Source organism: Bergeriella denitrificans NBRC 102155, assembly GCF_001592185.1.
Classification (GTDB): Bacteria; Pseudomonadota; Gammaproteobacteria; order Burkholderiales; family Neisseriaceae; genus Neisseria; species Neisseria denitrificans.
The window spans coordinates 1-11,649 of record NZ_BCWL01000045.1; the positions used below are offsets into that span (position 1 = coordinate 1).

9 protein-coding genes are annotated in these 11,649 nt (G+C 59.2%); 3 read left to right on the plus strand and 6 right to left on the minus strand.

The window, feature by feature from the left end:
* Nucleotides 1–44: 44 nt before the first annotated feature.
* Nucleotides 45–4,244, minus strand: a complete 4,200-nt coding sequence (locus tag BDE01S_RS04230) for a translocation/assembly module TamB domain-containing protein (RefSeq protein WP_066077794.1) — start codon at nucleotides 4,242–4,244, stop codon at nucleotides 45–47.
* Between the two features lie 182 nt (nucleotides 4,245–4,426).
* On the minus strand, nucleotides 4,427–6,271 hold the full coding sequence (locus BDE01S_RS04235) for an autotransporter assembly complex protein TamA (protein ID WP_066077776.1): 1,845 nt from the start codon (nucleotides 6,269–6,271) through the stop codon (nucleotides 4,427–4,429).
* A gap of 344 nt (nucleotides 6,272–6,615) precedes the next feature.
* On the opposite strand from BDE01S_RS04235, the gene sstT reads away from it, so the two are divergent.
* Nucleotides 6,616–7,839 (plus strand): serine/threonine transporter SstT, encoded by a 1,224-nt coding sequence (gene sstT, locus BDE01S_RS04240; RefSeq protein ID WP_066077778.1) that lies wholly within the window; start codon nucleotides 6,616–6,618, stop codon nucleotides 7,837–7,839.
* A 97-nt stretch (nucleotides 7,840–7,936) separates the two neighbouring features.
* Here sstT and ruvA read toward each other — a convergent pair whose 3' ends face one another.
* The 4 genes from ruvA to BDE01S_RS04260 all read right to left on the minus strand — a co-directional run bounded on the left by ruvA (nucleotide 7,937) and on the right by BDE01S_RS04260 (nucleotide 10,672).
* Nucleotides 7,937–8,521, minus strand: a complete 585-nt coding sequence (gene ruvA / locus BDE01S_RS04245) for a Holliday junction branch migration protein RuvA (protein WP_066077782.1) — start codon at nucleotides 8,519–8,521, stop codon at nucleotides 7,937–7,939.
* 89 nt (nucleotides 8,522–8,610) lie between these two features.
* Nucleotides 8,611–9,294, minus strand: a complete 684-nt coding sequence (locus tag BDE01S_RS04250; RefSeq protein WP_066077784.1) for a septal ring lytic transglycosylase RlpA family protein — start codon at nucleotides 9,292–9,294, stop codon at nucleotides 8,611–8,613.
* A gap of 105 nt (nucleotides 9,295–9,399) precedes the next feature.
* The gene (trmL, locus tag BDE01S_RS04255) at nucleotides 9,400–9,864 is read right to left on the minus strand and encodes a tRNA (uridine(34)/cytosine(34)/5-carboxymethylaminomethyluridine(34)-2'-O)-methyltransferase TrmL (protein WP_066077785.1); all 465 of its coding nucleotides are present in this window, start codon (nucleotides 9,862–9,864) and stop codon (nucleotides 9,400–9,402) included.
* 64 nt (nucleotides 9,865–9,928) lie between these two features.
* The gene (locus BDE01S_RS04260; protein ID WP_066077787.1) at nucleotides 9,929–10,672 is read right to left on the minus strand and encodes a ComF family protein; all 744 of its coding nucleotides are present in this window, start codon (nucleotides 10,670–10,672) and stop codon (nucleotides 9,929–9,931) included.
* Between BDE01S_RS04260 and bioH the strand changes: the two genes are divergently transcribed.
* The gene (gene bioH / locus BDE01S_RS04265) at nucleotides 10,671–11,444 is read left to right on the plus strand and encodes a pimeloyl-ACP methyl ester esterase BioH (RefSeq protein ID WP_066077790.1); all 774 of its coding nucleotides are present in this window, start codon (nucleotides 10,671–10,673) and stop codon (nucleotides 11,442–11,444) included. The genes BDE01S_RS04260 and bioH overlap by 2 nt on opposite strands.
* On the plus strand, nucleotides 11,441–11,644 hold the full coding sequence (locus BDE01S_RS04270; RefSeq protein ID WP_066077792.1) for a hypothetical protein: 204 nt from the start codon (nucleotides 11,441–11,443) through the stop codon (nucleotides 11,642–11,644). The genes bioH and BDE01S_RS04270 overlap by 4 nt, the downstream gene beginning before the upstream one ends.
* Nucleotides 11,645–11,649: the final 5 nt, after the last annotated feature.

Here is an 11,649-nt window from a genome sequence, read left to right on the forward strand (position 1 = left end):
CCTTGTAGCAGAATTTACGCTCCGACTATATTTTTCAGACGGCTTTACGGCCGGTTTTGCTGCTGTTGCTGCTCTTCAAAACGGCGTTTTTCGGCTGCTTCGGCGGCTTTGTCCTGCGCTTTGAGCTTTTTCTGCCACGGCAGGGTGTCGAAGCGGATGGCGTATTTCAGCTCGCCGCCGCTGGAGAGGTTGCCGATGCGGGCGATGGCCTGAATGGAGCGGGTAAGCTGATACATGAGTTTGACCGACTGCTTGGCGGTGGTGATGCCGAATTCGTAGCCGACATACAGCTCGTTGGTCAGCTGTTTGCCGACGGTGAGCACCTGCTCGGCGGGGTTCATTTCGCCGGTTTCGGTGTTGCGGCTTTCCTGGCTGGTCAGGCCGATGTCGTCCACCAGGCCGATGCGGTCGTTCAGCTGTCCGGCCAGGAAGGCGCCGGCGGCGGCGGAAAGCGCGGCGTTGTCGCTGTCGCTGCCGGAGCTCGGGCGGTTGAGAATCAGCCAGGAGAGTTTGTCTTTTTCGCTCATGGCTTCATTGGCCACCAGGGTCACGCGCGGGTTGCTGAGGCTGCCTAGGGCTTCCACGCCTGCGCCGACTGGGGATAGGCGGCGTTCGGCGCGGATGTTGAGATTGGGGTCGGAAAGCGGGCCGACAAAGGAAATCACGCATTTTTTGATTTCCAAATCCTGGCCGTAGGCTTTGTAGCTGCCTTTGATGACGTTAACCGAGCCGACACCCTGCACGCTCTCGCCGGGGCGTGCCATCAGTTTGAGTTTGCCGCCCAAAGTCACGTTCAGACCCTCGCCGACGAAATGTACGTTGTCGTTCAGGTCGATGTCCAAATCCATATAAATCGGGGTGGCGGCGGTTTGGGTTTTCTTCTCTTCGCCGAGAATGACGACATCGTCGTCCAAAGTCGGCATAGAGGCGTTTTGGAAGCCGAACATACCGAAATCGGCTTTCAGGCCGCCGGTCAGCGCCACGCCGCGTACTTCGCTGTAAAGCAGCTTGGCTTTGCCGCTCAGCGCCAGGCGGCGGTTGGGGCGGGAGAGGGTGCGGTATTTGTCGAACACGATATCGACATCGACATCGGGCGTGGCGTTATCCAGCGCCACGTTGCCGGTCAGTTCGACCGTGCCGCCGCGGTGGAATTTCAGGCTGTCGATAATCCAGCGTTGCCCTTGCAGGTGCGAACGCAACACGCCGTTGTCGAGAATGATGCCCTGCGCCTGATTGCGGTAGTAGAGTTTTTCGCCGTTCAGCGTGCCGCCCAGCTGCGGCTCGCCCACGCGGCCGGCCAGACTGACGGCGGCGGTAAGGTTGCCTTTGATGGTTTGACCGACGGGCAGGAAGTTGCGGAAGGTTTCCAGCTCGGCTACGTTGAAGTTGATGCGGCCGGAGAGCGGCGCGTTCATCAAGTCGTCGGCGTGCCCGATGTGGACGTTGCCGTTGAGTTTGCCGTAGTTGGAATCGCCTGCCAGCGTGCTGTTGACGGTGGGGGAGGCGATGCGGCCGCCGATGTCGGCGCTGCCTTTGAAGCTGCCGCTCAGATTTTGGGCGGTATTGGGCAGGAAGGCGCGGAACGGGGCAAGGTCGGGGATATCGATGTTGACTTTGCCGGAGAGCGGCGCTTCGGTGATTTTGTTGCCGAACTGCTGGCCGATGCCGACATTGGCATCCAGCTTGCCGAAGCGGGTATGGCCGTCGAGCAGGGCGTCGATGCGGTTGTTTTGGAAGCGGGTGCGTAAGGCGAGCGCGCTTAAGCCCAGCGTTTGGTTGCTGTCGGGCAGGGTAATGTCGCCGCCCTGGCGCACGATGTTGAGATAGCCGCGGGCGTTTTCGCTATACGATAAATCCCAATCGCCGCCGAGTACGAGATTGTGCGCCACCGGCGGGGTGTAGAAATTGTGCAGCTCAGCCATGTGCAGGTTGTCGGCGCTGCCTTTGCTGGTGATGCCGGTTTTTTTGTCCCACACGAAACTTTGCAGATTGAGGCTGCCGCCCATGGCCGACCAGCGGGCGGGGCTCATGGCCACGCGCTCGGCGCCCGCTTCGAGCTGCATGCGGTTTTGCAGCTTGAGGTTGAACGCGCCGCTGATGTCGAGCAGGCTGACCGCGCCCGTCCATTGGGTTTGCTCGCGGTTGAGGCCGCCGTTGGCATCGATTTCCAGCTTGTAGCGTTTGCCGTCGAGTGCCATGCTGCTGCCGCCGTGGATGCGGTGGCTCAGTCCCGTGCCGTTGACGAAGAGGTTAACGGCATCCACGGTGGTGGGCGTGTCGCCCGCCAGCACAATCTGCTCGCCGATCAGCTCGGCGGCCAACGGTTTGGCGGTATCGGGCGAGCCTTTGAGTTTGAAATCCAGCGTGCGGATGCCGACGGTATCGGCCAGGCGGAACGCGCGCGCCTGCCCGGCGATGTCGATGTCCAGCGATTTGAGGCCGTCTGAAAAATTGCCGGCGACGTAGCCTTTGGCATTCAGCAGGCCGCTCAGGCCGAAGCCGAAGCGCGAAAGGTCGGGCGCGCTGATGCTGAGATTGAGGCGGTCGTCTTTTTTGCCGAAGCTGCCGTCGGTTTTGATGACGTTGGTGCCCAGTTTTAAGTCGCTGAAAGCGCGGCTGAGGTGTTGGTTTTCATATTGCACGTCGGCGCTGCCGCTCAGAGACACGCCGTTGAGCGTGCTCGGGGCAAACTGCATTTGGCCGCCGTAGCGTTGCTCGGTCAGCGCACCGGAGAGCGCAAGCGAGCCGTTGACGCTGCCGTCGGGCAGTTGCGGGTCGATGCGGGCGGGGTTGAAGGCTTGGCTGGTGATGTCGAGCTTCAGGATTTGGTCTTGAAACAGCTCCAAAAAGCCCGATGCGCTCAATTCGCCGCCGTTTTGAGGCAGCACTTTCAGGCTGTCGAGCTTGAGCGTCTGCTGGCCGAGCTGCGGGTCGGTGACGATGGAGAGCAGGCCGGTGGTGCGGGCGTTGCCGCTGTCGAGATTCCAGTCGATATCGGGGGATGCGGTCGCGCCTTTAACATTGATGCCGCCGTTGAGACGGCCGGCGATTTGGGTGGTAACGGCATCGTCGGCGCCGACATCGCGGATGTCCAGAGCCAGATTTAAGGTATCGGCGGCGGTGTCGATGTCGCCGCTGACCACGACCCTACCCTGCTTCAGCAGCTCGATGTCGGCTTCGCTGATGTGGATTTTGCCGTTGTCGTCCACCGTAAAGCTGCCCAGCAGGGTGCGTACGGGAATGGCGTTTTCATCGGCAAAACCGGCTTCGCGGTTGCCCAAATCGAGCGAGCCTTCTAAAGCGATGCCGTTGCTGAACGCGGGTACAACGGTGGCATCGAAATTCAGACGGGCTTTGGGCAGCGAGGGCAGAAAGGCGGAAGGGTTGACGTTGAAGCCTTTGGCCTGCACTTCGCTGAGCATTTCGTTCAGGCTGGCGGCAAAGGGGTGGACGGTGGAGCGGGCGTAAAGCTGCACGTTGTCGCCGGTGAGAATCAGATCGGTGCGGACATCTTGCAGGCTGCCCCACAGCCGCGCCGTGCCGTGTACGGTTTCGCCTTCCAATTCGCCTTTGGTGTAGATGGCGGTATTGAGGGTAAACGGTTTTTGCAGGCCGACCACCACCGCGCCCACCGATTCACTCCAGGGCGATTTGAGGGTGGTCAGGTCGAGACGGTGCTCCGTGCGGTCGTAGCGGTAGGCCGTCTGAATTTTTTCCACATAAACGGTTTGCTGCTCGAAGTTTTTGCCGACGCTGATTTGGCCGGTTTCCACGCGGTCGATATACACGGTGGCGGGCAGGTCGATGCTGTCGGGCAGGCCGGCAGGCGGGGTGTCTTCCGTGGGCGGTACGGGTTTGGTGACGATGGCGATGTCGCCCGCCACCAGCTCGGTAATGTGCAGGCTGGGGCGGAATAATTCAGACGGCTGCCAATCAAAGCGCAGCGAGCTGATGCGTACGTCCGCGCCCTCGGTTTCCACCAGCCATTCGCTGCCGTCGAAACCTTTGAGCAGCGTGCCGTTGAGGGATTTCGAGGAAATGTTGACGCCGAACCACGACGGAATTTTGTACAGGCCGAAGCGCAGGCCGGATTCGGTGGAAACCAGCCAGCCGCCGATGCAGAGCAGCGCGGCGGCGACGCACAGCAGCGCCCAGGCCAAAGCGCGCAGCGGGCGGCGTTTGCGTGGCGGTGCGGGCGGTTTTTCAGACGGCCCGGCAGTCGGGGTAAGTACGGTATCGGTCATGGCGTTTGTCGGTGTAATGATGTCGGAGCGGGTTGTGCGGCCGGCTCCGGTGTTGTGCGGTGCGGGAAAATCAAGCGCGGCGGTATCGGCTGCGGCTTGTTTTTCTGTGTTATTTGGTTTTACGCGCGTATTTTCAGACGGCATGTGCGGCCGTCTGAAAACGGCGGCTTTGCGCCCGGGCTTTAGAAGCGTGTGCCCAGGCTGATGTGCCAGCGGATTTTTTTGTCCTGATGGCCGTAGGCGATGTCGAAGGCAAACGGCGCAACGGGGCTGAACCAGCGCAGGCCGACGCCGGTGCCGTGTTTCAGGGTCATGCGCTGGAAGGAATGCGCGGCATCGCCCATGTCGTGGAATACCGCTGCGGAAAAGCTTTTGGTCAGCGGGTATTGGTATTCGAAGCTGGCAACGGCCAGGGCGCGCTCGGGCAGCACCGAGCCGCCGGGGCCGCTCAGGCCGATGCTGTTCTGCTCGTAGCCGCGCACGCTGGATGCGCCGCCGGTGCGGAATTCGAGGCTGGAGGGCACTTCCTGGTCTTCGCGCGCGTAGGTGTAGCCGATTTGGCCGCGTGCGATAAATGTGCCGATTTTTTTGTTTTCCGGCGTAAAGAAATAGCCCGCGCTGCCGTAAGCCCGCGCCATGGCGGTGGACGACAGGACTTTACCCAGGGTTACGCCGATTTTGCCGTCGAGATAATAGCCGTTTTCCGGGCGCAGGGTGGTGTCGATGTTTTGACGCTTCCAGGCGGCGGTGAGCATGGTGGCGTGGCTGCGGCCCAGGTCGTAATCGGTGTTGGGGACTTTGCGGTCTTCAATCAGAAATTCCACGCCGAGACGGGCGTCGATGCCGTTGCGCTCGCGCACATACCACAGGCCGCTGGAGAGCGCGCGTTTTTCCAGATTTTGGGTGGTCGAGCGGTTGTAGGCGACGTTGCTGGTCCAGTAGTTGCCGCGGTTGTTGCGCGGCTGGCTGATGCCGGCGGCCAGCGTGGTTTCGTAGCGGTCCATGTCCCACACCACCGATCCGATATAGCCTTTGTTGAACAGGTTGTAGTAGTCGTAGCCGATGCGTCCGCCCAGGCCGTATTCGGAATCGTAGCGGATGCCGGTTTCGAGCTTGTGGCGCTTCATTTCGGTCACATCGACTTTAACCGGCACGCGGTCGCCTTCGAGATTGTCGAAATCGGCCTGCACCACGGCGCCGGAATAGTGGCCGTTTTGCTCCAAAGCCTGCTGGAAATCCAGCAGCTTGTCCAAATCATACGGCGCGCCCGGCTCGAACTGCGCCAGCCCTTTGACCACGCTTTCGGGATAGCGGCGCGTGCCGCTGATTTGGAAATCGCCGAAATAAATCGGGCGGTTGCTTTCCACAATCACGTTTAAATCGGCCGACTGCTTGGCGGGGTCGATGGTGGCTTGGGATTGGGTGAGCTTGGCCAGCGGGTATTTTTTGCGCGTAACTGCCGACAAGACCGAGGTTTTGCTGCTGCTCCAGCCGTCTTGGTCGAAATAGCTGCCCACCGGCTGCTGCCAATTGCTCATCGCGCTTTGGTAGTAGTCGGCCAGATTGCCTTCCGACAACACATCGCCGATTAAGGCCACGCTGACGTTGTCGATTTTGGTGCGCGGGCCGGGGGTCACATCAAGGCGGTAGCTGCTGCCCAAATCCTGAATGTCGGCGCGGCTGTTGAAATAGCCTTTGGTTTGCAGAATGGTTTTGACGTTGTCGGGGGTTTCCTCGGCCAAAAAGCCGACCTGCTCTTTATCCAGCTCTTCTTCCTGCTGCTGGGTAATCAGCGGCAGGTAGGTTTCCAGCATGGTTTTGATTTCGCCCTCTTCGGTGCGGATTTCCACCGGATATTTGGGATCGAGCTTGACGCTTTCGGTATTGCCCAAGGGCGGCGCGGCCTGCTCCGCTTCGGGCACAGGCTCGTAATCCTCCTCCCGGGGCTCGAAGGAGTCGGCGGCAAACGCCTGCATACAGGCAAGCGAGAGCGAAGTGAGCAGCACGGGAGAAGTCAACTTGTTCATGGCAAAAGGTAAATCAGTAAAGGCAAAGCCCGATTTTACATGATTTGCGGCGGGTTTAGAAATGCCTTGCGGCGCGGGCTCAAAAGGCCGTCTGAAAAACCGCAGCGGCGGGGTGTGCGCCTAGCTGAATCGTTGACAATATGCGTTCGGGCAGGCACTTGGAAGCGGCGAATTTGTGGCGGATTATTTTTTGATTTTAAAATTGGCGGGAATTAAATTGCATGAAAAATAAAATTTTAAAATATTGTGTTGTTTATTTTTATCGGGTATGAAAATATCCACAAATCAAAACGGTTTTATTTTAGAATATTATCTATTCTTAACACATTTTAAAGGATAGGATGATGGCTACAGGCAATCCGCTGCTGGCGGCGGTCAACCGCGTCAGCTTAGTCAAACAAATCGTCGTCGGTTTGATACTCGGTATCTTAATCGGCTGGGTCGCACCGAATGCCGGCCTCGCCGTCGGCCTGCTCGGCAGCCTGTTTGTCGGCGCGCTGAAAGCCGTGGCGCCGGTATTGGTGTTCGTATTGGTACTTTCCGCCATCGCCCAACACCAAAAAGGCAATGAGGCGCACATCAAGCCGATTTTGCTGCTGTATGTAATCGGCACGTTTGCCGCCGCGCTTACCGCCGTGGTCGCCAGCATGGCGTTTCCGACCCATATCGTTTTGGCCAGCGCCGGCGACGTATCGACCACGCCGCCTTCCGGCATCGTTGAAGTATTGAAAACCCTGTTGCTGAAGCTGGTGTCCAATCCCGTGAGCGCCATCGCCGATGCCAACTATATCGGCATTCTGGCCTGGGCGCTGGTGTTGGGCGCGGCGTTGCGCCACCACGGCTCCGACACCACCCGCCAAGTGGCCGCCGATTTGGCCGATACCGTATCGACCGTGGTGAAATGGGTGATTAAATTCGCGCCGCTGGGTATTTTCGGCCTGGTTGCCGCCACCATCGCCGAAACCGGTTTCGCCGCTTTGGCAAGCTACGCCAAGCTGCTGGCCGTATTGCTGGGCTGTATGCTGTTTATCGCCTTGGTGGTAAACCCGCTGATTGTGTGGACGCAAACCCGCCGCAATCCGTATCCGCTGACGCTGCTGTGCTTGCGCGAAAGCGGCGTGACCGCCTTCTTCACCCGCTCTTCCGCCGCCAATATTCCCGTGAATATGGCGCTGGCGAAAAAGCTGAACCTGCATGAAGACACCTATTCCATTTCCATTCCCTTGGGCGCGACCATCAATATGGCGGGCGCGGCGATTACCATTACCGTGTTAACCATGGCCGCCGCGCATACCCTGGGCATTCAAGTCGATTTCCTGACCGCCCTGCTCCTGAGCCTGATGGCAACGGTTGGCGCGTGCGGCGCATCCGGCGTGGCCGGCGGCTCGCTGCTGCTGATTCCGATGGCGTGCAGCCTCTTCGGTATTTCCGATGATGTTTCCATGCAGGTCGTGGCCGTCGGTTTCATCATCGGCGTGATTCAAGATTCTGCGGAAACCGCGCTGAACTCTTCTACCGATGTATTGTTCACCGCCGCAGCGGATATCGGCCGCCAGCGTGACAATTAAAGCGTGTAGATAAGCATCAAAAAGCCGTCTGAAAAAATGCGATTTTTCAGACGGCTTTTTACCGGATATGCCCCGATACTGCGGCGAATTGCCGGGCTTATTTCAGCAGGTTTTTCAGCGCCAGGCGAACGCCTTCGCCGACGTCGGTACCTTTGGGGATGTCTTTCACGGCGGCCTTGGCTTCGCGCTCGTTGTAGCCCAGCGCCAGCAGGGTGCTGATGATGTCGCCGGTTTCGTCGGCAGCGGCTGGCGCGGCGAAAAGGCCGTCTGAAACGGTATTCGATACCAGTTTGCCGCGCAGCTCCAGCACCATGCGCTCGGCGGTTTTTTTGCCGATGCCGGGCGCGGAGGAGAGGCGTTTGATGTCTTCTTCGGCCACGGCCTGCGCCAGCTCGTCCGCGCTCATGGCGGATAAGATGCCCAGGGCGGTTTTGGCGCCGATGCCGCTGACTTTAACCAGCTGGCGGAATGTGGCGCGCTCTTCCGCTGTGGCGAAGCCGAACAGCAGGTGGGCATCTTCGCGCACCACCAGCTGGGTGTAAAGCTGCACGGTTTCATGGAGCGGCGGCAGGTTGTAGAAAGTCTGCATCGACACATCGACTTCGTAGCCGACGCCGTTGACGTCAATCACGATTTGCGGCGGGATTTTTTCGATAAGTTTGCCGGTCAGTCTGCTGATCATGGGGTGTCCTATACTATATATAAACAGGCCGTCTGAAAACAGACGGCCTGTATTGTATCGCCAACGGCGGGAAATGGAAAATGCAGCCGTTAAATGGCGGTTTGCGGCATGGTGCGCGCCTGGGTGGCGGCTTCGTCGGCCTGATCCCGGGTATCGAACGGGCCCATGCGTACGGTGTATTCGTAGGCTTGTTTTTCGACCGAAAGTTTGGGCTTGATGTTGGCGCCGGCCAGATGCTGCTCGGTTTGGCTGATATAGGCGCGGGCTTCGTGTTCGGTACCGAACGTTTTCAAATCGACAAAAATCTCTGCGGCGGCAGCCGGAGCGGCCGGGGTTTTCGCGCCGCCGACGGGCTCGATTTTCACGTGCGCCGTGCCTTGGTTTACGAAGCCCAGGCGGGCGGCGGCGGCTTTGGAGAGATCCAGCACGCGGTTGCCGTGGAAAGGGCCGCGGTCGTTGACGCGCACAATCACGCTTCTGCCGTTGCGGGTGTTGGTAACTTTCACCGTGCTGCCCAGCGGCAGGGTGCGGTGGGCGGCGGTCAGCGCGTTCATATTGTAACGCTCGCCGCTGGCGGTTTTGCGGCCGTGAAAGCCGGGGCCGTACCAGGAGGCGTTGCCGCTTTGGCTGAACGAGGCGGGCATGGTACGCATGGTTTTATAGGTTTTGCCCGCGACTTTGTAGGTTTTGCCGGCAACGGCCGGTGCGATGGAGACGGCGCTCAGAGTCAGGCCCAAAAGCGCGGCGGATAAGGTCTTTTTGGTAAAAGTCAAAACGAAGTCCGTTCTTGAGTTAATCACGCAATGCGCCCGGCATCTCGGCGACGGCGGGCGCGGAATCCGAAGCGGCTGAGCCGCGCGGGATTCTTTTCAGACGGCCTAAATGCCGCCTTGGTATCCGTTTTGACGCCACGCTTCAAACAGCATAACGGCAACGGTATTGGAAAGGTTCATACTGCGGCTGTCGGGCAGCATCGGCAGGCGTAGCTTTTGCCCGGCAGGCAGGGTGTCGAGAATGTCCGCAGGCAGCCCGCGCGTTTCGGGGCCGAACAAAAAAACGTCGCCCGGGCGGAAGGCCGCTTGGTCGGGGCGGGTCGTGCCTTTGGTGGTCAGCGCGAAAATGCGGCGGCCGGCCAAAGCCTGCATACAGTCTTCAAAATTCTCGTGTACCGTCAGTTTGGCAAACTCGTGATAATCCAAACCCGCGCGCTTCATTTTGGTGGAATCTAAGGGAAAACCGAGCGGCTTCACCAAATGCAAATCCGCGCCGGTATTGGCGCAGAGGCGGATGATGTTGCCGGTGTTCGGCGGGATTTCGGGTTGGTATAAAACGACGGTAAACATACAAATCAATTAGTTATCAACAGGTAACAATGCCACAGCAGGCGGCGGATGTCAAAAAATTGGCTTAATTTTTCATTTGCGCGCGCGCCAAAGTCCAGCAGAAAACGTTTTGTGCGCCTGATTTTTTCAGCGTTTCGGATAATTCGGCCAGCGTGGCGCCGGTTGTCATCACATCATCGACTAACAAAATATTACACTGCGGGGGCAGGGGCTGCGCCAATGAGAAAACATGGCGCACGTTTCGCAGACGTTCGCTGCTTTTCAGCGTACTTTGCGGCGGTTTATCGGCGCGCAATACGCTGTCGCGCGGCAAAATCCGCCAGCCGTAATGCTGCGCCAGATGTTCGACCAGCCCTTCGCTTTGGTTGAAACCGCGAAACAGCCGCCGCTCTTTGCTCAAAGGTACGGGCAGCAGGTAATCAATCCGCTCCGCCGCCAGCCAGTCGGGTGCATGGCGCAACATCAAGCCCGCCAATACGCCGCCCAGGCTCAAATCGGCCAGGTGTTTCCATTCGTGAATCATGGTGCTGACTGGCGGCTCGTAATATACCGATGCCCACATGCGTTCATAGGCGGGCGGTTTCTTCTGGCAGCGGCCGCACATCGCTCCGCCCGCGTTCGGTCTGAAGCATAGGGGGCAGCTGTTGGCCGCGTCGGTCAGACAGGCTTCCAAATCGTCCGAACAGCCCGCACACAGGCTGCCGCGCAGGGCGGCTCCGCACTCTGAAATATCGTCCGAATCGTGGCATAATACGCAGCGTCGGGCGCGGAAATGCCTGAAATTGCGCCATAAAGAAAGAAAATCCATGCCGAATTCCGTTCAAAAAGTTTATCTGATTCACGGTTGGGGCGCCAACCGCCATGTGTTCGACGACCTTATTCCCCGCCTGCCCGCCTCTTGGGACATCCATAATCTTGATTTACCCGGCCACGGCGGTGCGCCCGACATTGAGCCGTTCGACATCGCCGCCATCGCCGACCGTTTCGCCGCCGACATCGACTCGCCCGCGCATATCCTCGGTTGGTCGCTCGGCGGCCTTGCCGCGCTGAATTTGGCGGCACGCCATCCCGAAAAAGTGCGTTCGCTGTGCCTGACCGCAAGTTTTGCCAAGCTCACTGCCGCACCGGATTACCTCGAAGGCTTGGACCGCGTGGCTTTGGGCAAAATGGTCGGCTTATTCCGACAAGATTATGCCAAATATATCAAACAGTTTCTACAATTACAGTTGCTGAACACACCGGATGCCGCCGATATTTTGAGCCGTATCCTGCCCGACTTGGCCGCGCTTGGCGCACCTTCCGCTTTACAGTCTGCGCTGGAAGCGGTCGAACAGGCCGACGCGCGGCCGCTGCTGCCGGAAACCGCTGCCCCCGCGCTGCTGGTGTTCGGCGGCAAGGACGCTGTCACCCCGCCGCGTATGGGTGAATATCTGCAACGCCATTTGCCGGAAAGCGAGTTCCATCTCATTGAAAAAGCCGCCCACGCGCCGTTTCTCAGCCATGCCGGCGAATTTGCCCGAATCTGGACGGACTTTGTCGTGCGGCACAGCACCGCCTTTGAAAACGGAGCAGCCGTATGAAAAAGCCCTCCGTCCGCCGCTGGCTGAAAACCGCCGCCTTATTGCTGGCCCTGTTTGCCTCATTCCGGGCCGGTATGGCGTTTGAAGCCTATATCTACGAAGAAATCTGCCTGGATTCGGGCGGCGGCAAAAATCCGGGCGGTTTCCCGATCTGCGTGATAGACGAAGAGACCCGCAAGCAGGGGTATCATCGTTTATAGTGCAA